The 22,258-nt window shown below is 45.7% G+C and carries 18 protein-coding genes; 12 read left to right on the plus strand and 6 right to left on the minus strand.

The annotated features are described in order from the left end of the window. The first annotated feature begins 7 nt into the window (after positions 1–7). The 7 genes from J2736_RS11495 (at position 8) to J2736_RS11525 (ending at position 12,757) form a co-directional block, all read left to right on the plus strand. Positions 8–5,809 carry an S-layer homology domain-containing protein gene (locus J2736_RS11495; protein ID WP_310226599.1) on the plus strand — a complete coding sequence of 1,934 codons (5,802 nt, stop codon included), beginning with the start codon at positions 8–10 and terminating at the stop codon, positions 5,807–5,809. Between the two features lie 157 nt (positions 5,810–5,966). Beyond that, positions 5,967–7,292 (plus strand): ABC transporter substrate-binding protein, encoded by a 1,326-nt coding sequence (locus tag J2736_RS11500; RefSeq protein WP_310226600.1) that lies wholly within the window; start codon positions 5,967–5,969, stop codon positions 7,290–7,292. Between the two features lie 80 nt (positions 7,293–7,372). Then, positions 7,373–8,242: a carbohydrate ABC transporter permease gene (locus tag J2736_RS11505; RefSeq protein WP_310226601.1), complete on the plus strand. Its 870-nt coding sequence runs from the start codon at positions 7,373–7,375 to the stop codon at positions 8,240–8,242. A 4-nt stretch (positions 8,243–8,246) separates the two neighbouring features. Beyond that, positions 8,247–9,074 (plus strand): carbohydrate ABC transporter permease, encoded by an 828-nt coding sequence (locus J2736_RS11510; RefSeq protein ID WP_310226602.1) that lies wholly within the window; start codon positions 8,247–8,249, stop codon positions 9,072–9,074. A gap of 131 nt (positions 9,075–9,205) precedes the next feature. Then, positions 9,206–10,987: a sensor histidine kinase gene (locus J2736_RS11515; protein ID WP_310226603.1), complete on the plus strand. Its 1,782-nt coding sequence runs from the start codon at positions 9,206–9,208 to the stop codon at positions 10,985–10,987. Between the two features lies 1 nt (position 10,988). Next, the gene (locus J2736_RS11520; protein WP_310226604.1) at positions 10,989–11,786 is read left to right on the plus strand and encodes a response regulator transcription factor; all 798 of its coding nucleotides are present in this window, start codon (positions 10,989–10,991) and stop codon (positions 11,784–11,786) included. Between the two features lie 62 nt (positions 11,787–11,848). Next, positions 11,849–12,757 (plus strand): phytanoyl-CoA dioxygenase family protein, encoded by a 909-nt coding sequence (locus tag J2736_RS11525; RefSeq protein WP_310226605.1) that lies wholly within the window; start codon positions 11,849–11,851, stop codon positions 12,755–12,757. Positions 12,758–12,786: 29 nt separating this feature from the next. Here the strand turns inward: J2736_RS11525 and J2736_RS11530 are convergent, their stop codons facing one another. The 3 genes from J2736_RS11530 to J2736_RS11540 form a co-directional block, all read right to left on the minus strand. Beyond that, complete coding sequence (locus J2736_RS11530; RefSeq protein WP_310226606.1) at positions 12,787–13,641, minus strand: helix-turn-helix transcriptional regulator; 855 nt, start codon at positions 13,639–13,641, stop codon at positions 12,787–12,789. A gap of 664 nt (positions 13,642–14,305) precedes the next feature. Then, a complete protein-coding gene (locus J2736_RS11535) occupies positions 14,306–15,058 on the minus strand; it encodes a hypothetical protein (RefSeq protein WP_310226607.1) in 753 nt (250 codons plus the stop codon). 37 nt (positions 15,059–15,095) lie between these two features. Continuing rightward, positions 15,096–15,326, minus strand: a complete 231-nt coding sequence (locus J2736_RS11540) for a hypothetical protein (RefSeq protein ID WP_310226609.1) — start codon at positions 15,324–15,326, stop codon at positions 15,096–15,098. Positions 15,327–15,498: 172 nt separating this feature from the next. Here J2736_RS11540 and J2736_RS11545 point away from each other — a divergent pair, with 172 nt between their 5' ends. From J2736_RS11545 to J2736_RS11555, 3 genes are all read left to right on the plus strand, one after another. After that, positions 15,499–16,593, plus strand: a complete 1,095-nt coding sequence (locus J2736_RS11545) for a glycosyltransferase family 2 protein (protein WP_310226611.1) — start codon at positions 15,499–15,501, stop codon at positions 16,591–16,593. Beyond that, positions 16,590–17,216, plus strand: a complete 627-nt coding sequence (locus J2736_RS11550) for a glycerol-3-phosphate acyltransferase (RefSeq protein WP_310226613.1) — start codon at positions 16,590–16,592, stop codon at positions 17,214–17,216. Before J2736_RS11545 ends, J2736_RS11550 begins: the two co-directional genes overlap by 4 nt. 129 nt (positions 17,217–17,345) lie before the next feature. Beyond that, the gene (locus tag J2736_RS11555) at positions 17,346–18,008 is read left to right on the plus strand and encodes a hypothetical protein (protein WP_310226616.1); all 663 of its coding nucleotides are present in this window, start codon (positions 17,346–17,348) and stop codon (positions 18,006–18,008) included. Here J2736_RS11555 and J2736_RS11560 read toward each other — a convergent pair. Beyond that, a complete protein-coding gene (locus tag J2736_RS11560) occupies positions 18,002–18,313 on the minus strand; it encodes a hypothetical protein (protein WP_310226618.1) in 312 nt (103 codons plus the stop codon). The two genes, J2736_RS11555 and J2736_RS11560, sit on opposite strands and share 7 nt — an antisense overlap. Before the next feature lie 56 nt (positions 18,314–18,369). Between J2736_RS11560 and trhA the strand changes: the two genes are divergently transcribed. Together trhA and J2736_RS11570 are read left to right on the plus strand one after the other, a co-directional pair. Further along, a complete protein-coding gene (gene trhA, locus J2736_RS11565; RefSeq protein WP_310226620.1) occupies positions 18,370–19,014 on the plus strand; it encodes a PAQR family membrane homeostasis protein TrhA in 645 nt (214 codons plus the stop codon). Between the two features lie 124 nt (positions 19,015–19,138). Then, entirely contained in the window at positions 19,139–20,551 is a 1,413-nt protein-coding gene (locus J2736_RS11570; RefSeq protein WP_310226625.1) for a HEAT repeat domain-containing protein, read from the plus strand. A 109-nt stretch (positions 20,552–20,660) separates the two neighbouring features. On the opposite strand, the gene J2736_RS11575 is transcribed toward J2736_RS11570, so the two are convergent. After that, positions 20,661–21,500 carry a helix-turn-helix domain-containing protein gene (locus tag J2736_RS11575; RefSeq protein ID WP_310226628.1) on the minus strand — a complete coding sequence of 280 codons (840 nt, stop codon included), beginning with the start codon at positions 21,498–21,500 and terminating at the stop codon, positions 20,661–20,663. 4 nt (positions 21,501–21,504) lie between these two features. Beyond that, entirely contained in the window at positions 21,505–22,158 is a 654-nt protein-coding gene (locus tag J2736_RS11580; RefSeq protein ID WP_310226630.1) for a TetR/AcrR family transcriptional regulator, read from the minus strand. Positions 22,159–22,258 lie beyond the last annotated feature (100 nt).

Genomic DNA, 22,258 nt, shown 5'->3' on the forward strand with positions numbered 1-22,258 from the left:
TAACGTTATGCAGTTGAAGAGCATGTGTGCGAAGCTTGTAGTTGCCATGCTGGTGGTGTCTATACTCATGAGCGGGTTTGTAGGCATTCCAGAAATGAAAGCGGAAACAAACTCCGTGCTGAACCACTTTATTACCCGATCTGGTGATAAATTGATGGATGGCGCCAATGATTTTCGCTTTATAGGGGCGAATGTACCCACATTGACAATGGTTGAAGATGGCTATTGGCAAGTACCCACAGAATGGGAGCAGCGAGATGCGTTTGAAGCTTTGAAGCAAATGGGAGCGACAGCAACGAGAACGTATGTCCTTTCTGTTAAAAAGAAAACCGATTACCCAGGCATGATACGCCATGTGATGGGTCCAAGACAATTCAATGAGGAAGCCTTCGTTGCGTTAGATCGTGCACTTGCTCTCGCCAACGAGTATGGGATACGTCTTATCATCCCATTTGTTGATCAATATGAGTGGTGGGGCGGAATCGGTGAGTACGCGGAGTTCTACAAGAAGAACAAGGAAGCGTTCTGGACTGATCCTGCAATTAAACAAGATTTTAAGGACACGATCTCGTATGTATTGAATCGTAGAAATACGATAACAAACGTACTGTACAAGGATGATCCTGCCATTCTCGCTTGGGAAACAGGCAATGAATTAACACCGCCAACTGCGGCATGGACGACGGAGATGGGGAATCACATTAAGGGTATTGATTCGAATCACCTGCTCATTGATGGCAAATATGGGATTGACCCTGCCTCGTTAGAAGAAAGTTCGCCGATTGATATCGTAAGTAATCACTATTATCCAAATCATTATGCCAGCTTTGCTGATCAAGTCAATATTGATAAGAATTTGTCCAGAGGGAAAAAACCATTCTATGTAGGAGAATTTGGATTCATTCCAAAATCAGAATTAACCCAATTCTTGAACAATGTGATTGAAAAGGGTACAAGTGGTGCCTTGATCTGGAGTCTACGGTATCACAGTGAGGATGGCGGCTTCTTCCGACATACAGAAGGCACATATGGCGGGACCTTTTATGAAGCATACAAGTGGCCAGGATTTCCGGCAGGAGAGCAAGGCTTTGAAGAAATGTCAGTGCTAAATGTTCTGCGGGATAAAGCGTATGAAATTCGCGGAATTGCCACGAAGCCAACGCTACCCGTGCCGAATGCACCTGTCATGCTGCCGATTGATACCGTTTCTCGTATCGGTTGGAAAGGCTCAACAGGGGCAGCCTCATATACGGTGGAGCGTTCTGTGTATGCCAATGGGCCTTGGGATATTGTGGGAGCTCAGGTGTACGACGCTTACAAAACTGATTTATTTGACGATATGACCTCTGTGACAGGTGCGACCTACTTCTATCGAACGAAAGCAAGAAATACCGTTGGTGAATCCACGTACTCACCAGTCGTAGGTCCAGTCATTGCCAAACATGCCATTCAGGATGAGCTTCTTGATTATAGCAAGATGTATCAATTCTCAACGGATTTGAAATTTACCACAGATGATCTAGATCCGGCGTTGTTCGGAGGAGATCATTATCGACTTAAATTGCAGCCGAATGCGGTTGACCAATTCGTAGCGTACGCGCTTCCTTCGACACCAACGAATTCGAGTGATTTGCGAGCTTTGTCATTAAAGACGACTGCATTCCGGAAGTCTAACCATCCGAATACTGAATTCAAGTTCTGGATTTCTGCGGATGGAACGAATTACACGGAGTTACAGGTAGATCAATCGGATGTTGGCGGTGGTGAGTGGCGTCGAATTGTGTATAGCACGAATACGCTGCCAGTGTCGGCGAAATATTTTAAAGTAACCTTCCCGCAAGGGGATGGAGAGTCTCAGCTAGGCGATATTGAAATCGTATACAATCACACAAGTGGCGAAGAGCTCCTCTATAAAGAAGCAATCTCTAGCGTTGCAATCACGAATGGCGTTCTGGCAGACGAAATGAATAATATGCTGAAAATGGCGGACCACTCGCCGAATTTAGGCTTCGATTCCGGTGGCGCATATTTTGGCAACGATTTGAAACGACTCTTCCGAACAGCTAATACGGCAGAATCATTCGTGTACAAAACGGCAGGGGATATGAATTATTTCGTCATGACGAGCTTTGCTAGACAAGAACCAAGTAAGTACCGACTTCCCAATTTCACCTTTTTAACATCGCCAGATGGTGAGCACTACACGAATGTTAGCCAAGTTCAAGTAGATGAAGTGCCAGGCGAGGGTTGGTGGAGCCGAATGGTGTACACAGCCTACACGTTGCCAACTGGAACGAAATATTTGAAAATTGTGTTCCCCGTTATTCCAGCGAACTTCGCTTCCGAATATTGGAGTCCACAAGTAGGGCGCATTCAAATTGGTGTAGGTTCAGAAAAGTTAGAGCCGCCTTCGAATGTGAAAAGTGATAGTATTGAAAACTTTGAGAGCTATACAGGCTCAGATAGTATGCTCAAAAGTGCGTATTCTGTGAATACATCCGGTTCACCACTCCAATTAAGTTTGGATAACGTTCATAAATCCGAAGGAAATTACAGTTTGAACTTGACCTCATCGCTCAGCAAAGGCTGGGGGGGCATGGAAAAGCAAATTACGAATACGGATTGGTCGGGCAGCAGTGGTATCTCTTTCTGGGTACAACCTGCAGAAGTCTATACTGGCATTTCTATTCAGTTCAATGAAGGAAGCGCTACGAAAGGTGAGGTTTGGAAAAAAGATATTGGGGTATCTGGCACTGAACCGCAGCTAATTAAGTTACCTTTCAGTCAATTTTATGTGCCTGATTGGTGGAAAAACTCGCATCAAGGTGTAGGGAACAATGTGGTGGATCTTTCGTCTATTACGACCTTTAGTATCAACATTGATGGTGCAACCGACGTTCCACGCTCCATCTATTTGGATGATTTCCGATTGTATAAATCACCTGTTGTAGACAATTATGAGGACTATGGTTCGGATAATACGAAGCTGCAAGCTCAATATCATCGCAATACGAGTGGAGATCCGATAACGGCAACTCTTGATGCGGAGACGAAGCAATCGGGGGCATTTGGACTAAAGCTTGCCTTTGATCTGACTGCTGCGAAAGGATACGCGGGTGTAACCAAAACCATCGGAGGAGCGGATTGGTCGGCCAACAACGGTGTCCAACTATGGTTGAAAGCAGGGGAAGCTGGACGCGGAGTTACGATTCAATTGAAGGACGCCAGTGGCGAATATTGGGAAGCCAAATTGTTTCTAGAAAATACGGTAGGATCCCTATTTCAAATACCATTAAGCGCTTTTCATTTGGCTGGTTATCAGAATGTACCCATAAATGGCATACTTGAACTTGCATCCATGAAGGAGTTCTCCATTTATGTAGACAAAGGTTCGAATGCCAATGGGGCTGGTACGCTGTATGTAGATGATATTCAAGCTGTTTCACTACGTGAGATTGATAACTTTGACTTCTATTCAAGTGATGCACAGGTATTGAAAGATTATGTGAAAGATCCGTGGGGAGACGAAATTACGGCTTCACTCGAGAATGGAACAAAGCAAGCAGGGAAACACGCGCTGAAACTTGCCTATACGTTGACAGATGAAAAAGGCTACGCGGGAGTCAAGCGCACACTCGGTGATCTCAACATATCCAGCGGTGGTAATGCACTTAGCTTCTGGTTGCAATCAAGTAAAGCAGGACACGGTCTGACGTTCCAACTAACCGAAAGTGATGGCGATATTTGGGAAGCTCAAACGACGATATCTGCTGCGAATGGAAGTGTTGTCCAAATTCCTTTTGGCGGATTTGCACGAAATAAACAATGGTCAAAAGGTGATGGCAAGCTCAATCGTGCAGCAATTGCATCCTATGCGATTTTTGTCAATAAAGGAGCAGGGCAAGCAGGAGCAAATACCATTTACATCGATTCAATTACGGTTGATCAAGTCCCAACGATTGATGATTTTGATTACTATGGCGGCGGTGAACTCGTTTCAGGCGGTACTTACACGACGAACCCGTGGGGGGGAGACGTCAAGTTGACACCTGTTAGTGATTACAAGGAATCAGGTCCAGCTGGAGGTAAGTATGTCTATGATTTTAAATCATCTAATTTTGCCGGAGTAAACAAACAACTAGGTAGTTTGGATTGGCGCGAGTATGAAGGAATATCTCTATGGTTGAAAAAGGATGCCTCCAATAATCGATTAGTTATTCAATTCTTAGAGTCAGATGGTACGGGTTGGGAATCCAATATTACGTTAGATAATGACCAATCAGGTGTATGGAAGTTGCCATTTAATAAGTTTGAGAAAGCATCTTGGAGTAGCGGTGATAATGTCATTGATCTTGACGCGGTAAAAGAGTTTTCAATTTATGTAAATCAAGGAGAAAAAGGTACACCTAGCCAAGGAACACTGTACTTCGATTCGATTAAGGTTTATAAAAAAGGTGAGGAAACGGATCCAGTAGATCCAGTTGACCCTGTCAACTCAGTAGAACAACCATCATCCGGCGGTTCTATGCCAGCACCAAGTGTAGTTGAGAAGGAAAATCAAGTGAAATTCACGAATGAGGCAATCAAACGCCAAACAATCACAAGTTCCGAAGGTAAAGATGTGCATCAAGCCATCATCCAAGAAGAGGATATGAAGAAGGCATTGGAGCTTCTATTGAAGAAAGAGAAAGGGACTCCATTAGTCTTCACTTACAGCGCTGCGGACATTGATGAAGTCGTGATCCCAAGTGCAGTCTTGTCAAAAGCACTCGCAGCGCACACAGAGCCGCTAAATAACACGGTATTCATTTTGAAAAGTGATATTGGCTCGTATGAAATTCCTTTACGCATCCTTTTGAATCCTGCAGTGCTTAAAGCTTTGGGTACAGACACGGAGGGAGCCCTGCACATTGCCATCACACCTGTGTCACCAGAGCAAACTGAGCAAGTTCGCAAAGATGCTGAGAAGCAGGGAGTAACCCTTATCGGAACGCCAGTTTCTTTCCGCCTTCAGGTGTCTAGTGGAGGCAAACAAATTGAGATTGATGATTTTGGCTCTTTGTTCGTCAATCGAAGCATCATCCTGGACGGCACTGTCGATCAGCGTACAGCTACAGTTGTTGTCTACGACGAAGGAACAGACTCGCTGATGTTTGTTCCAGCGTCATTCCAAACACAGGATGGTGTTCAAGAAGCAAACATCCGTCGAAATGGCAATAGCGTATACGCAATTGCCTCTCATCAAGCTCATTTCACAGATGTTCCGCTTACATATTGGGCTCATTCTGCGATTGGAACCTTAGCATCCAAGCTGCTGTTGAATGGCTTGACGGATACGACGTTCGCACCAGACCGAGCAGTCACACGTGCCGAGTTTACCACGATGTTAGTAAAATCGTTGGGCATCGTACCGTCAAAAGCAACACAAGCCACATTCACAGATGTAGCCGCACAAGACTGGTATGCCTCCGTGATCCATGCTGCAAGTGAGTTAGGTCTCGTAGATGGCTTCGAAGACCATAGCTTCAAGCCGAATACGACCATCACAAGAGAGCAGATGGCTGTCATGCTTAGCCGAGCACTGGCCTTAACGGAGCTGTCTCAAACGGTGAAACCAACTGCAACACTTTCATTCACAGATGCTGCAACGATATCCTCTTGGGCAGAGGAATCCATTCGTCTAGCGACAGCCGCAGGCTTGTTAAGCGGTAATCCAGACGGATCCTACCGACCTCAAGCTTTTGCAACGCGTGCGGAATCTGCCATTGTCTTCTATAACCTGCTGCATAAGCTTGGTTATATAAATTAAACATATGGGGGCTTCGGCCCCCTATTTTACCTCTTTTCCAGCGAAAAGTGGAAATACAGTACAAGGAAAAACAAATGCGTGCCATTTTACTCGAGGCATGGACGTTTTATAATGAAAATGTAAGCGCTACACAAACTAGTTCATTGGGGGAAATAGGATGAAGAAGACATTAGTAGCCACAACATCGATTTGTTTACTCGCAACTTTACTCGCAGCATGCGGATCGGAATCCACGACGACAACAGCCAGCCCATCACCAGAAGCCAAGGCAACAGCAGCGCCTACGGCAGCGGCAGCGACAGAAGCTCCCAAAGCAGCAAATCCGAATGATGATATTAAAGGTAAAATCGTGTTCGCAACGAACCGTACAGACTTAATTGATACGAAGCTGAAAGATTATAAAGCAGCGTTCAAGAAGAAATACCCGAATGCCGACGTGGAATTCGAAGCGCTGAAGGATTATGAAGCCGCTATCAAACTACGCTTGGCTACGGCGGAAGTTCCTGATGTTGTCATGATTCCGAACATTCCGAATACACAGCTCCCTGATTATTTTGCCCCGCTGGATGATCTTGGTCTGAATGATAAAATTCGTTTTAAAGACTACAAGACAGCTAACGGCGGTACCTATGGTCTCGTAACGGGCGGTTCCACAACAGGGATTGTTTACAATAAAAAAGCATTCGCTGACGCTGGTATTACAGCGCTTCCGAAGACATTGGATGAATTCTATGCGGCCTCTGAGAAGTTGAAAGCGAAGGGAATTGTTCCGCTTGCAACTAACTACAAGGACAAATGGCCACTCTACACATGGCAGCACGTAGCAGTAGCGATGTCTGGTAATCCGAACTTCTGGAATGATCGCATCAAGCAAGAGAACGCTTTTGACCCGAATGGTGCTTTCGCCAAGTCCTTAGGCATCCTCAAAACGATGATCAGCAAGGGCTACGTTGAGAAAGATATCAACTCCTCTAACTGGGAGCAGTCCAAGAAAGATGTAGCCTCAGGTAAAATGGCGATGTACCTGCTGCCGAACTGGGTTATCCCGCAAGTTATTGAAAATGGCACAGAAAGCGCGAACGTAGGATTCTTCCCAATGCCATTTGATAACTCTGGTAAGTTGACTACACTAATGACACCTGATTATTTCTATGCCGTAAGCAAAAATAGCAAAAATCTGAAAACAGCAAAAGCCTTCGTTAAATGGCTCATTGAGGAATCTGGCTATGATGATTTCGCTGGCTTCATTCCAGCTTTAAAGGATAAGAAGTCCTCTGTGACACAATTGTCAGACTTCCTAGCAACAAAAGATTTGAATTTCGTTGAAATCGCAGCGGATAACAGTGACGCAATGGCGATTCAAAACAAAGCCCAAATCGATCTGAACGATATTGCACAAGAGGTTGCAGTCACGGATGTAGCCAAAGTATTTGATAAATACAATAAGAAATGGGTAGAAGCGAAGAAAGCGCTAGGCAAATAGGAGAAAACATAGGAGGGCTGAATGGGACTTGGGAAGCATTCGGCCTTTCTTTTCAAATTAACAAGCAATGAGGTATGGAGATGAGCTACCAACAACAAAAAATCACATTGATTGTATCCTTCCTAATCGTGCCACTCGTGCTGTTGCTGACTTTTACCTACTATCCGGCCTTGAGGCTCATTTATTTAAGTTTTACGTCATGGGATGGTTTAACGCCGGGCAAAACATGGGTTGGATTCCGTAATTATCAAGAAATCATGGGGAATATGGAGGTTTTCTATATTTTCCTCCATAATGTTGCTTACTTCGTAGGCGGCATTCTGCAGAATGTAGTTGCCTTTTTCTTCGCGGTTCTGCTAAACAGTAAGCTCAAAGGGCGTAACGTGTTTCGGACCGTATTATTCCTGCCCTACATTATGAATGGGGTTGCCGTAGCGTTCATGTTTGGCTATGTTTTTGATACCAATACGGGTTCCTTAAATTATTTCTTAAGTTTGCTAGGCATTGATCCTATCTCTTGGTTAGGTAAACCTGGACTTGTCAATATTTCTTTGGCTTCGATCAGCGCATGGAAGTTTATGGGTTTTAATATGGTAGTCTACTTAGGGGCTCTACAGTCATTGCCTGAAGATCTCTATGAAGCAGCTAAAATAGACGGTGCACGAAGATGGCAAGTACTTCGCTACATTACATTACCTGGTATGAGGAAAATTATCGAGCTTAATCTGTTTCTGACTGTGATTGGGGCTTTGGAGGTATTTGACCTTCCTTTCGTCCTAACCAAAGGTGGCCCGTTGGCCGCAAGCAAAACGTATGTTCAGCAAACAGTGGAGACCGCGTTCCAATATAACAACTTTGGACTCGCTTCAGCGATGAGTGTCCTATTGATGATCGTTGTCATCGTCGTAGTATCTGCACAACGGAGAATTGTAGGAGGAAAGGAGGAGTGACAGCATGAAAGCCAGACCGATGACAACGACATTGAAATATACGCTTTTGTCGTTCGCAAGCTTTATCATCTTTTTCCCATTGTATATTTTGTGTGTCAATGCGTTTAAGGGAAGTAAGGAATACGGCTTGTCCAGCGCGTTTTCACTGCCGAACTCCTTTCTTTATTTCGAGAATTTCCGCATCGTATTTGAACGAGGGAATCTAGGGCAAGCATTTTTGAATACGAGCATTGTGATTAGCTTATCCTTGATCGGGAATATCGTCATGGGGACGATGGTTGCTTACGTGCTCGGGCGATTCAAATTTCCAGGCCGATTTCTTATTCTTGGACTTTATACCGGAGCAGCGATTATTCCAGTCATTACGACACAGGTAGCGATTTTCTCGATTATCAAATGGTTGGGGTTATTCAATACACATTTCGCCCCTGTGCTCCTGTACATTGGTGCGGACGTCGTTCAAATTTATATTCTTCTTCAGTTTATTCGGAATATCCCGTATGAACTTGATGAGAATGCCATGATTGAAGGATTATCCTTGTACGGCATCTTCTATCGAATCATCATTCCACTGCTAACACCGGCAATTTCAACGGTCATTATTTTGAAAACGATCTCTATTTATAACGATATGTATACGCCATATTTGTATATGCCTTCGCAAAAATTAGGCGTAGTTTCCACGACTTTGATGAAATTCACAGGAACGAATAGCGCGGAGTGGCAATTAATATGTGCGGCAATTCTGATCATTTTACTCCCAACCGTCGTTCTGTATTTATTCTTACAACGGTATATCTTCTCGGGGATTACGAACGGTTCTGTGAAATAATAAGTTTGCAGGACACGGTAACATGTAAGTCGAAATAGTAACCCAAGGCCCTTGCTATGGAGCCATGGGTTTTCTTGGCTTTATAAAAGAAAGGGCTTACATTTCTGCTAGATAGCTGGGGGGAACCTGTTGTGTTAAGCGATATATGGCATTGGATTATCAGGCTATCACTTACTCAAAAGCTGATTACGGTTTTTGTTATTTTGATCACGGTGCCGATTGTTGCGATCTCGATGATCTCCTATTCTAGTTATTCTAAGTCTATAGAGACGAACACGGCCCTCTATGTGAACCAAATATCACAGAAAATTTTGGAGCGGGTTGACCAGTACGTATCTGATATTAAGCGTGTGACTGGGAGTCAAATTTATATGCAGGATATTCAGGAGTCACTCGCCAATCCCAATAAAACGGTCGAAGAGAATAACCGCCTCCAGAACTTCGTCAAAGGTTTAAATAGTTTAAAGAATGATACGGAGTCCGTGTACATCTTTGATAATTATGGCAACATGTACGACAGTACCAAAAATGATACGATTCGCGCCGATATTCGGCAGCAGGCCGTAGATTTACGGCAGCAGGTGCGTAATGCCCAGGGGTCCTCTATTGTGATCTCTACCCAAAAAATGAGGATGGGTCAAACCGATAAATATTACTTTTCGATCGCGCGAGAATTGAAGAATACGAATTCCCTGGAAGGGATTGGCATGATTATCTTTGATTCTAGAATTCAGGTTATTGCGGATGCCGTGCGTGAACTAGATGCGGTAACCGAAGGCCGAACGATGGTTATCGATGATCAGAATACAGTCATTTACGATAGTGAGCAGAAATGGATTTCAACGAACGTAGCAGGCAATGATCTCGTACAGAAAGCTGTCGGCGCACAAGGAAGTTTTAAGGTAACGATCGAAGGAAAGACATATTTGACCTCTTATACGACTTCTGAAGTGACGGGCTGGAAGCAAATCGTTCTCATTCCTGTGGATCATTTAACAGAGGAAACAAGGGTGACGCGGGATTTCACGATGATTCTCGTGTTACTCTCGATCACTGTCGCCTTAGTGACATCCGCCATAATTGCAATTGCGTTGACGCGGCCGCTAAGGACGCTGATGAGGACGATGAAGCAGGTGAATAAGGAAAATTTGGATGTCCAAATTCCCGTGAAGTACTCGGATGAATTTGGCATACTAGCGAAGCATTTTAATAATATGATTAGAAGAATTAATGAGTTGGTGGAAGAAGTCTATCAGACGCAGAATCGCAAACGTGAGGCAGAACTGAGGTCGCTGCAGCATCAAATTAATCCTCATTTCATCTATAATACGCTGGAAGTCATACGCATGACGGCGGAAGTAAAGCGAGATTATGAGATTTCAGAAATGACCTACAATTTAGGCGAGTTGCTGCGATATGGCATATTGCGAGGAACGGATCAGGTGACGATAAAAAAGGAGCTTGATCATTTAGATAAATATCTTTCGCTCCAAAACTTTCGTTTCTCAAAGGACATACAACTTGCTATGAACATCAGTCAGGCGCATCTCAATTACCCCGTTATTAAGCTCTTATTTCAGCCGATTGTGGAAAATGCGATTTTGCATGGGTTTGAAATGAAAGAAGAAGATTGCCTCATCACGATTAGTTCCTACGAAGATAAACAGGCGATCTATTTCACGGTTAGGGATAATGGGTGCGGAATGGAAGAGGGGCAACTGCGAATTATTCGAAATGCAATGCTAGGTGTGCAGCAAGAAAATCGTTCTAACATCGGGATTGCCAACGTGAATGAGCGTATCGTTTTGCAATATGGTGCCCCTTTCGGTTTACGCGTGGACAGTGAAATCGAAGTTGGCACAACGGTGACTATAGTCTTGCCCATTCTAGAGGCATGGAAGGAGAGTGCATGAGATGACGATGAAAATGTTGATTGTCGATGACGAACAGCGGATTCGGCTTGGTCTGCAGGCCATGATTGAAGGAATGGGTTTACCGATAGAAATCATTGGATTATGTGCACATGGCATTCAAGCTTTAGATAAAATGAGCGCCTGGGAAGCGGGGGACTGCAAGGTTCTCCTCACCGATATCAAAATGCCCATGATGGACGGGATGAAGCTGATTGAGAAAACGAGAGCGGAGTATCCGGATGCGCATATTATTCTATTAAGTGGATTTAATGAGTTTGAGTATGCCCGTCAAGCGATTCGGTTCGGTGTGGAAGAATATTTATCGAAGCCAGTGAACAAGAAGGAATTATTTCAAGTGTTGAAAAGGGTTGGGGAGCGCTTGAGTGTGCCTGTTCCGGATGCAAAGGAAAGCACGGATCACATGCCTGCTGAGCCTAAGGTGCACAAGAAGCAAATAATTGCGGATGTCATTCGCATGCTGGAGTCGGATCTCAATCAGGCTTTTGAGTTGAATGAGCTCTCTGCGAAAGTGGGGCTGAATCCTAGTTATTTGTGTAAATTGTTTAAAAGAGAAACGAACAAGACGATCACCGACTATGTCACGGATTTGCGAATGGTGAAAGCCAAGCATATTTTAGAGGATCACCCAGATGTGAAAATGTATGAAGTCGGCTCCCTTGTGGGCTATTCGGATCCGGTTTATTTTACGAAGTTGTTTAAAAAGTCAGTCGGCATGACACCAAAGGAATATCAAAGTGGACAGTGTGCTTTTGGCAACCATAATGCCTGTTTAGACTAAAGATTTTCTCTGATTCTTGCAGTAAAGTAAAGGTATGAAAGATTTCTGAGGAGGTTGTGTATATGAGCCAACAAGAGATTCAAATACCGGAAGCTGATGCTTTATTGCAAGAGGAGATCACGAGTGAACAAGCCCAATTTTTCCTGGATAATGGCTTTCTTGTCATTCGTAATGTAGTGGTTGGGGAAGAGCTTCGACGCTTACAGGAACAAACGATGGAGGCTGTAGAGATTGGGATGGCTGGAAGCGGTGATGAGGATTATTTCTACCGTGTGAGGAAAAATGGTGAACGCAAATATTGGCGGACCGAGTATATTATCGACAAGCAAGAGGCGAATAAGGTGTTGCTTGCGCATCCTTTCATCCTACGTTCTGTTGCGAAAATTCAAGGGATCAACTTCATTCCTACTTGGGATTCTTTAGTTGTCAAAATCCCGAATCAAGCGGCCAGCGTGCCTTGGCATCGCGATGCTTTAGTACCTGTGGGCTGTTCAGATCCACGACCGATTTTCAATGTTGATTTTTATATGGATGAAGCTGATCTGAAGTCATGTTTGTGGGTAATTCCTGGTTCGAACCATTGGGCAGCTGAGGTTGCCGAGGAACGTATTGGGCGTCCAGGCTTCGATGTCAGCGATGCGGTACCCGTACCCATGAATCCAGGGGATGTCATTTTCCACAATATTCAATTGCTCCATGGTTCACCTGAAGGAGATGGCAATGCGCTTCGCCGTACAGTCTATTACGAGTTCCGTCCAGGTGAGATTGAAGCGGAATTTGGGCCGCATACGCTAGAGTATCTATCGTTGAAACAGCATATGCTCGTCGATTGCATCGAAAAGCGCAAAGCAGCGTCATATACGTTGGGAGAAACACCATATGACTATCAGCCAACAGGCGCATTTGCGATAGGGAAGAAGCAAGCACCGAAGACTTACCGATATGCACATTCAGATTATTGGCGTGCTTAAATAACGATGAGGCCGTTCCTCCAAACTAGTTAAGAATAGATCAAATTGGAACAAAACTGGGTTAAACTTTGCCCCGTTTTTTTCTTATACATACGGCCGAATGTATGGACATCCGAATAGCCGACACGATCGGCGATTTCACTGAAGGATAAGCTGCTGTGTATAGCCAACTCCTTCGCCTTGTTGATGCGAATCCATGTCAGGTACTGCATGGGTGACATACCGACATGTTGGCGGAATAAGGTCAAAATGTAGTTTTTGCTCAAACCAGATACGTCTTCCAATTCTTTAATTTGGATTTCTCGGCTGTAGTGCTCGGTGAGATAGTTCTTGATTAAGACGAGTTTGGGCATGGTGAGGGAGTCAGTCTTGGTGCGAGTCGTATTGGACTCGATGGCTTGAGCAGCTTCAGCAAGAATCCGCATGAGTAAGCTTTGGCAATGCATCTGATGCAGGAGTCCTGGCTGGCGATAATGCGAAACAAGCTGAGATAACATCGTTTCCACCGGATGGTCCGCGAAATTCCCGAGCAGATGTTTATGTTTGAATATTTCCTCGTAAGGGAAAGATGACGTCCCAAAATGAAACACGAGTGAAATACACACATAAGGACTATGGTCCTCTTTTATAATCGAGTGGCGTTCATTCGGACGATGAAATAAGAGATCACCGCGGCGCGTCTCATAGGGAATATCGTTAACGGGATAGTGAGCAAAACCATCGACGACATATTGGAGAATGAACTGCGACATCTCTCGATTGCGTATCGCCCATCCCTGCGGAGCATGGAACATATGCGCTAACGTTATGTAGGGTGGAAAATGATAATCGGCAAGCATACCGATCGTTTCTGCCGGCTGCATGGTTGTCAGGTTGGGAGCCATGGGATCAGCACCTTTCTCAATGCTAATTATAGCATGTGAGGTTGAGTTTGCGGAGTGCCTTTGGCAACAGCAGGTGGAGTGAGGGGGGGAAGAAATAGCGCCCTTTTGGGGCGCTAAAGCGCCCGAAGCGGCTGAAAAGCGAGCGCGGCGAAGAAAATAGCGCCCTTTTGGGGCGCTAAATTGAGTTGGTAGCCGCCGCGCGAAGAAATAAGGCCCTTCTGGGGCGCTAAAGCGCCCGAAGCGGCTGAAAAGCGAGCGCGGCGAAGAAAATAGCGCCATTTTAGGGCGCTAAATTGAGTTGGTAGCCGCCGCGGGAAGAAATAAGGCCCCTTTGGGGCGTTAAAGCGCCCGAAGCGGCCGAAAAGCGAGCGCGGCGAACGGAATAGCGCCCTTTTAGGGCGTTAAATTGAGTTGGTAACCGCCGCGTGAAGAAATAAGGCCCTTCTGGGGCGTTAAAGCGCCCGAAGCGGCTGAAAAGCGAGCGCGGCGAAGGGAATAGCGCCCTTTTGGGGCGCTAAATTGAGTTGGCAGCCGCCGCGTGAAGAAATAAGGCCCCTTTGGGGCGTTAAAGCGCCCGAAGCGGCCGAAAAGCGCCATCGTGCTAGCCGCGCAGTCCGCCCCGCAAACCAAAAAGCTTCAGCCCCCTTGGAGGCTGAAGCTCAAATTACTCCGCTACCTTTTGCATCTTCCCCGGATTGTTGATCTTATACGGCACGGGATGCTTGCTTAGTTTCTTAGCAACGATTTTGCACTCGAAGGTGACGGTGTCGCCGACGGCGAGTTCAAGCTTTTTCAGCGTTGCGCTGTGGCTCGACCAAGCAGTGCCGATGTCCAAAGCTGGGTCTAAGATGGATACCGCTTCGTAGATAATCACTTCATCATCGGTATCCGAAAAATTGTTCGGCACAGTCGTAAACTCCGTAACCGTTGCTTTCATTTTCACTTTTTCTTCAGGAAGCTCCAGTTTAGGTGCTTTCTCTTTTTTTGTTTTTTCCTTAGCGGGAGCTTTTTCTACAGGAGCTGCTTGTCCGTCTTCGGAACTTACTTCAGCTTTAGCAGCTTTTGTTGCTTTGGCCGGTTTGGCTTCCGGTTCAGCGGCTTCAAGCTCGTCCGTGGCGGAAGCGTCCTCTGCTAACGCTGCTCCACGCTGGCTGTAATTTGCAGCCTGCATTTCCTTCAAATAAGAGGGGTGAATACAATGCAGCTGCTTTGTATCCAATTCAATGACTGCCGTCATGGGATCTACGAGACCCACAATATGGCATGCCACATTAAGGCTATTCCCTTTATAAAAGAAGGCTTTCGCTTTTGTTGCTTTTTCAGAAACTAATCCCCATTCTTTGCATTGTTCGATCAGCTCGGATTCTTCGTCAAAACGAGTAAACGCAGCTGGTTGAATCGCGAACGCATAATCCATATGTAATCAACCTTTCTATGTCAGCTAGAGGGAAGGCCTACTTCACTTCTTCCTCCGTATTCTCATCTTCATCTTCCGATTCTTCCTCTTCGTCTTCTTCTAAGCGAAAATCATCGGTTTTTTCCCCATCTTCCCAGATTTCCACGAATAGTGCATCACAATTTTCAAAATCGGCAGGCTTGAACGCAAGCGCTTTTTCCTCATCGGGACCGACATAAACATTCTCAAGTGTTTCCCCATCAAAAGAGAGGATGACATAAATTTTCATAATAAGGATGCCTCCAATAAGGTGATAAGCATTATTATAACATACCGAGTGAATTGTTCGCATGAAGAGCGATTGATCTTTCATATACATCTATATAGCCTGTATGTCTTGAGCGATCACAGGGATCGTTCAGGATTCGTCGACACTGGGATGTGAAGGAGGAGTTCGAAGGATGGCATTTCTAATCTTATGTGTCATAGGATGTCTGTCTGGTTTCTTGATTTTTAGAAGACATGTGATACCTCGCAAAACCGATCAAGCTCTCCATGAGGTTAAGCTATCTATTATTATTCCGGCTAGGAATGAAGCGGACAATCTACCCCACCTTCTTCACGCCTTGAAGATTCAAACTTTAGTGCCCTATGAAATTATTGTCGTAGACGATTTTTCGGATGATCATACGAAGGAAATTGCTGAACAATATGGTGTTACTGTAATTTCCAATCCGAGGCTGCCAGACGGGTGGACGGGCAAAAACTGGGCAGTCTGGAATGGTTATTCCCACGCGACGGGTGATCTCATAGCATTTTTAGATGCGGATATCCGATTTGCACCTCGAGCGTTAGAATGCTTGGTTCATACGCGAAATCAATTAGGCGGCGTGCTGTCCGTCGTACCCTACCATTATACGGAGAATATCAGAGAGAGGCTGGCGCTCATTTTCAATGTGCTCGGCGTATTCGCATTTACTTCACCTTTTGAGAAAAAGAACACACAGAAGGGCCTCTATGGGTCCTGTATTTTGACGACTAGGGAAGATTATGAATCGATCAAAGGCCATGAAGGCATTAAAGCGGAAATGCTGGATGATCTGAATCTCGGCGCAACATATGCAAGTGCAGGTATCCCGGTCAATAATTTTATTGGTTATGGACTCGTTTCATTTCGGATGTACCCGCAAGGGATGAAAAGCCAGATCCAAGGCTTCGGCAAGGGCGCCGTTTTAGGAACGTCTAAGCTCAAAGCAGGCACACTTACACTAACGGCCATTTGGGCTGTCGGGTTGATTGTATCTTCAGCATTTCCCTTTTTCCTAGCAACTTCATGGGGCATTCCGCTGTTGATTGGCTACCTCATGTATATGGCACAGCTCTTTTATTTTGTAAAATACGTTGGTATTTTTGGCATGGTCACGCCTGTTTTGCACGGTGTATCGACGTTGTTTTTCATTGTGGTCATGCTGTACTCGATGTATCAGGTCGTGTTTCTCGGGCATGTAGCCTGGAAAGGCCGGCAAGTCAAAGTAGGAAGCAGGCGAGAGCAATGATCATCTTGTGGACGCTTTGTGCTTTTGTATCAGGTGCGCTGATGTTTAGCTATTGGCTTGGTCGCTTGGCTCGGAAAAACCTCCAAACCGTTGGAGACGGTAACCCTGGTGCGCTCAATTTGTGGAAAGCAGCTGGGTATCGGCTGGGGATTGTCGGGATCCTGCTCGATTTTGCAAAGGGATATGTAGTCATCTTACTGGCCGTTGAGGCTGGCGGGATGTCTGGGTACGGATTGATCCCCATCGCGCTTGCGCCGATTTTTGGGCATGCGTTTTCTCCATTCTTACGCGGAAAAGGGGGCAAAGCCATAGCTGTCACCTTCGGCGTCTGGAGCGGGTTGACACAGTTTGAGGTGTCTCTTGCATTGGCTGTTATTTTGGCAGTGATGCTGGGTGGAATGAAGGTTATCAACAAATGGAAGCCCATTTCCTCGGAAGTGGATGGTCAGCAGGTTGTGATCGGGATGCTGCTCTTAGGCGTGTATCTTTATGTGAGGGATGCGGCGGCTGATCTGTTATGGGTTTGGGGCGGGAATACACTTCTGATTATGTTGAAGCATCATAAGGAATTAAGGGCTTTGCTTCGCCGAAAGCGTAAGCAGGGGGAAGGATCAGCAGATTGATTTTTGCTTTGCTAATTACCATGGAATTTGATATGTTGAAGATATCAATCGTGTACAGCGTGAAGCACACGCCGTTAGCTCCCTTTGTTGGAGCTGGCGGCGTTTTTATTTTCTGAGGAGGTCGTCGCTATGTTTGAGAACGTGTATGAAGACTTTTGGTTGGAGCAAATTCGGCATGCAGAAGGTCAGAGACTGGAGATGCTGCGACGAGATTTAACGGGGACGAAAAAGCTTTTGGAGGCGGTGCTGTTTCCTGTTCTCAAGACGTTCGAAGGCTTGGTGCTAGAATTTGAGATGTTAAGTTTGTCGGGCGTGAAAATATATGGGGACGCGTGCCATCCCAAGCTGCGAATCGTGTTCGAGGAGGAAAATTTCATTACCCATGCCGAGAAAATCACGAGAGAGCGGTTCTCATTCGAAAGGGCGCGAGCACGTTCCGTTGCAATGCTGGGGTACACATACTTCCCGTACAGCCGAGATGAATTAGAGAAAAGACCAGAATTCTGCCAGCGGAATTTGTTCGAATGGATTGGCCGATTCGGCAGTATGGAGGGTGGCGGGTTGCACCAGTTGCCGGTGTACGAGCGGGAAGTGTTGAGACTTTCTTTGTTTAGCAATAAACCATTTGGATTAGCAGAAGTATGTGGCTGGCTCCAGTTAACGAAAGAGTCGTGCAGGAAAGTATTACGTGATTTGGAATCAAAACAGTTCATTTACTCAGTTGGCGGGAGTGCGAGTAGATGCCATAAATTTATGATCACGGAAAAGGCGGTGGCACTTTTGCATCAATGAATGTGAGATAAACGAAAGAGAAAAGCAGTGAGATACTCGAGAAATTCGAGTATCTCAGCCCCGCCAGCGCGAAAAGCACTGAGATACACGGAAAATTCGAGTATCTCAGCCGCGCCAGCGCGAAAAGCAGCGAGATACACGAAAAATTCGAGTATCTCGTCCGCGCCAGCGCAAAAAGCAGCGAGATACACGAAAAATTCGAGTATCTCAGCCGCGCCAGCGCGAAAAGCAGCGAGATACACGAAAAATTCGAGTATCTCCTCCGCGCCAGCATAGCGCCAATACGAAATGAAACAATCATACATACGCGCTCCCCTCCTTGGGAAAAACTAGGACATATGTGAAAGGGGTGTCCCGGCTCATGGAGGATCCAATTGTACGCAGAGAAGAACGCTTAAACACGGTCAGCCATGGAATTGGCGTGTGTTTGAGCGTCTATGGGCTGATACTGTTGCTGCAGAGGTCTGCGCTTTTTGAAAATGGGTTGTACACAGCAAGCAACGTGGTTTTCGGTGCTTCCTTTTGTCTACTCTATGTCGCCTCGACACTGCTGCATGGCGGTCGCTCCCCCAAATGGGCTAGACGCTTTGAAAAGCTGGACCACGCCGCGATTTTCATCGCTATGGCAGGCTCCTATACGCCATTCCTGCTGATCACTATCCAAAGCCGACTAGCGATAGAACTGCTCATCGTCATTTGGGCGCTAGCCTTCGGCGGTGTGCGATATGTACATGTCATTATTTCAAAATTTATGCCATGGGGGCTGCTGGTCTATATGGTTATGGCTGCATTCATGGTACTGGTCATCATACCTTTATATGTGCGACTGCCTCACTTGGCCTTCATCTGGCTTGCACTCGGATTGGTGAGCTATATGGCAGGACTGCCTTTTTTCCTTTGGCACAAATTACGCTATCACCATACGATCTGGCATCTCTTTGTCCTGGCAGGAAGTGCTTGCCACTTCATAGCTGTGTATAGTTACGTTATGCCCGCACTTTTATAAGAGGATAATAATACCTTAATTTTGTGCTAGCACGGATTAAGATTGTTTATTTAATGTCCGATTCAACATTCATATAATAAAAGCATGATCCACTCATTCCTTACATGCCAAGGAGGCAGAGACCATGCAAAGCCATACACCATTATTACTTACCGATGAGCAAATGAGAACATTTATTACGAACGGTTGTCTAATTCTCAAAACAGATTTCCCTCGTGAATTCCATGAAAGTCTAGTGGAGCAATTGAACACGGTGTATACCGAAGAAGGCAATCCAGGTAACAACCTTTTACCTCGTATACGTGAATTGGGAAAAGTATTTGATCATCCCGTTGTAACAGGTGCGTTAACGAGTGTGCTTGGACCTAACTATATGATGCATGCGCATCGTCATGGACATTTCAATGCATCTAGCGTAGCTGGTGGTTGGCATAAAGATAGTTATTGGGGTTATAAAAGGATGCGCAACCATCACCCACAATGGGCGATGATTATGTATTTCCCACAAGATACACCCGTGGAATTAGGACCGACTGGTATCCTGCCAGGCACACAAAACTATGAATCTCGTACTTTTGAAGGCAATGAACAAGAAGCTGAGGTGTTGGCTAATGGGGAAGCGGGGACTTTCGCGTTGATCCATTATGATATATGGCACCGCTCCACGCCAAATGTGTTGGGCCAGCCTCGCTATATGCTGAAGTTCGAATTCATGCGCACGGAGCTGCCACTTTCCCCTAGCTGGAACAATCAAGAGCGTGAATGGCGCAAACCGGAAGGCTTGCAACTGCCGATTGCAGAGCATGATCTAATGTGGGAAGAGACGTGGAATTGGTTGTCGGGACAAGTCGGCAGTATCGCCAATACAATTGATTCTAATCCTGATCGGATCAAAGAATTGGCAGCAGCGTTGCGTAACTTTGAACCCCATGCAATTAATGCTGCCTATGAGCTTGCGGCAAGCGGTCAGCAAGGTGTAGATGCATTGCTTCAAGCGCTTCATAGCGATGATAAAAATGTATCGCGCATTGCCGCATATGGGTTATCCGTGGCGGGAAGCGAAGCTGTGAGCGGCTTGGTTGCAGCCTTAACGGAAGAGAGTTCCGAAGAGATCATCTCGCACGCGGTGTTCGCTCTCGGTGAGTTGAGAGGATTGGCAAGCGAGGCTGTACCTGCACTTGTTAATTTAATGCAGCACGCATCAGAGACGATTCGTTGTGCAATTGTGGATGCTCTTGGACTCATGGAAGAAGGACACGCTCAAGTCGTGGACTGTTTAGCTAACTCGCTGCAAGATGAAAGCGCGCAGGTACGATTTATGTCCAGCTTAGCTTTGTCCCGTCTAGGAGCTCATGCAGAGGCGGCGATTCCTCAATTGGCAGTCGCGCTGGATGACGAAAACCGCTATGTTCGTGCACATGCCGCGGAATCCTTGCGCTACGTTGGAACGGAGCGAGCGAAGGATACACTCATTAAGTTCTTGCTAGACGCGCGTTGGTGCCCGACGACGACAGCGAAGAATGCTTTTTATCCTTAATTGGACTAACAACAGTCTAAACGTCTACCAATAAAAAGGGACCCATTCGCCTATAGTGGCGCGTGGGTCTCTTTTGGCTATTTCGTGGCCGTGCCAACGAACCCGAACATTATCGCGGCCGCAAATCGCGGAACGCCGTTGGCTTAAATCCCGTTTGTTCCTTAAACATACGGGAAAAATAAGATAATTCCATGCCGAATGAATCGGCAATTTGGGAGACATTCAGCTCCGTCGTTAGGAGCAGATCTTTTGCTTTTTCCGATCGCAGGTGGTTCATATATTGAATGGGAGAGTACCCTGTAAATTGTTTGAACGCGTTAATAAAATAATTCGGATGATAGTGAGCAAGTTGGGCCAACGTTTCGATTGAAACCTGATCTGCCATATGCTGCTCCATGTAGCGCAGAACGCCATTCATTTTCTCATGCGTAGGCGTCGTTGCTAGATTCAACTTTACGGAAGTATTGCTCTCCATAAATTCAGCGATAAGCTCATGGACGATGCCGGTGACTCGGAATTCAGCGGATAAAGCATCGCTTCGCCGATACGCGATCAGCTTCTCAAACGTTTGTTGGAGCGCTGCTGGATCCTTGACGACAATGAAGGGGTTCGTCTGCACGATCTGAAAAAGATCCAAATCCCCAATTTTCGCTGTGAAATGGAACCAATACTTGCCGAACGTATGATCACTAATCGTCCCATAGGCTTGGTCGCTGCCAGCAGGAAGGATGTAAAGCTCACCGGGCCGCGGGTAGTAGGTTTGATCACCTATTTTAAGAAACCCTTCACCTTCCATAATAAAATATAGCCGATTTACCGGACATGCAGGGATCTCATCATTCCAACTGCGTGATACTTTCGTGTAGGAAGGGTAATCGACATCGATTCTAGCTTTCGCAATATATTTGTTCCAAAATGTGCGCTGGCTAGCATTCATATCTGATTTCATAGCATTATATTCCCTTTACAAAGAGTCGACATATGCCATCCGTAAATTCCTCTTTCGTATAGCCAAGAACGTCTTTATGGTACAAATATTGTTCTGGAAAAAGTGAAATGAGGATCGTATTGACGGTCAGAGTGACATCAATGGCCGCGATCTCACCTTGCTGAACCGCATGGTGCAGGAGTGGAGCCAGGATATTGTTGAGCCGGATAAAGAATGGCTTTTTGTGAATGCTGACGCTTCGTTTGTCCGCATGCATGGATGAGATGACGGACAGAAGCGTGACGTTCTCATCGACGAAATCGATGACGTCATGAATACAGGCGGACACTTGAGCCATGCCAGATTCGGTGGATGCTGTCAGTGTATACTTCGCCTCAAGCGAGTCGATGAACCGTGTGGTTGTGGACTTTATAAGGTCACTACATACATCGCCAATATGTGTATAACGACGGTACAACGTGCCTTGACCCACGCCGGATTCCTTCGCAATTTGATGCATCGTTACATGATCTATATCATTCGTTTCCAGAAGTGAACGAGCGGCAGAAAGGATGCGGCGACGGTATTCCGTATCTCGTTCTCCACGTCGGGTGATAGGAGGTGTGGCTTCCTTATCGGGTTCACAAATTTCGGGATGATGCTCATCTGGATGTTTCATTGTTTCGTTCCTCCTGGTCGATAGATCGTCCATGAAAAATTAATTTGACTTTGCGGACAATTGTCCGTAATATGAGATAGCGGACAATTGTCCCGTAACT

It is taken from the genome of Paenibacillus qinlingensis (assembly GCF_031455095.1).
In the GTDB taxonomy this organism is placed as follows: domain Bacteria; phylum Bacillota; class Bacilli; order Paenibacillales; family NBRC-103111; genus Paenibacillus_E; species Paenibacillus_E qinlingensis_A.

Excerpts from the sequence above, each read along its gene's own strand:
- J2736_RS11495 (WP_310226599.1), top strand. The coding sequence starts at position 8 with ATGCAGTTGAAGAGCATGTGTGCGAAGCTTGTAGTTGCCATGCTGGTG.
- J2736_RS11500 (WP_310226600.1), top strand. The coding sequence starts at position 5,967 with ATGAAGAAGACATTAGTAGCCACAACATCGATTTGTTTACTCGCAACT.
- J2736_RS11505 (WP_310226601.1), top strand. The coding sequence starts at position 7,373 with ATGAGCTACCAACAACAAAAAATCACATTGATTGTATCCTTCCTAATC.
- J2736_RS11510 (WP_310226602.1), top strand. The coding sequence starts at position 8,247 with ATGAAAGCCAGACCGATGACAACGACATTGAAATATACGCTTTTGTCG.
- J2736_RS11520 (WP_310226604.1), top strand. The coding sequence starts at position 10,989 with ATGACGATGAAAATGTTGATTGTCGATGACGAACAGCGGATTCGGCTT.
- J2736_RS11525 (WP_310226605.1), top strand. The coding sequence starts at position 11,849 with ATGAGCCAACAAGAGATTCAAATACCGGAAGCTGATGCTTTATTGCAA.
- J2736_RS11530 (WP_310226606.1), bottom strand. The coding sequence starts at position 13,641 with ATGGCTCCCAACCTGACAACCATGCAGCCGGCAGAAACGATCGGTATG.
- J2736_RS11535 (WP_310226607.1), bottom strand. The coding sequence starts at position 15,058 with ATGGATTATGCGTTCGCGATTCAACCAGCTGCGTTTACTCGTTTTGAC.
- J2736_RS11540 (WP_310226609.1), bottom strand. The coding sequence starts at position 15,326 with ATGAAAATTTATGTCATCCTCTCTTTTGATGGGGAAACACTTGAGAAT.
- J2736_RS11545 (WP_310226611.1), top strand. The coding sequence starts at position 15,499 with ATGGCATTTCTAATCTTATGTGTCATAGGATGTCTGTCTGGTTTCTTG.
- J2736_RS11550 (WP_310226613.1), top strand. The coding sequence starts at position 16,590 with ATGATCATCTTGTGGACGCTTTGTGCTTTTGTATCAGGTGCGCTGATG.
- J2736_RS11555 (WP_310226616.1), top strand. The coding sequence starts at position 17,346 with ATGTTTGAGAACGTGTATGAAGACTTTTGGTTGGAGCAAATTCGGCAT.
- J2736_RS11560 (WP_310226618.1), bottom strand. The coding sequence starts at position 18,313 with ATGTATGATTGTTTCATTTCGTATTGGCGCTATGCTGGCGCGGAGGAG.
- trhA (WP_310226620.1), top strand. The coding sequence starts at position 18,370 with ATGGAGGATCCAATTGTACGCAGAGAAGAACGCTTAAACACGGTCAGC.
- J2736_RS11570 (WP_310226625.1), top strand. The coding sequence starts at position 19,139 with ATGCAAAGCCATACACCATTATTACTTACCGATGAGCAAATGAGAACA.
- J2736_RS11575 (WP_310226628.1), bottom strand. The coding sequence starts at position 21,500 with ATGAAATCAGATATGAATGCTAGCCAGCGCACATTTTGGAACAAATAT.
- J2736_RS11580 (WP_310226630.1), bottom strand. The coding sequence starts at position 22,158 with ATGAAACATCCAGATGAGCATCATCCCGAAATTTGTGAACCCGATAAG.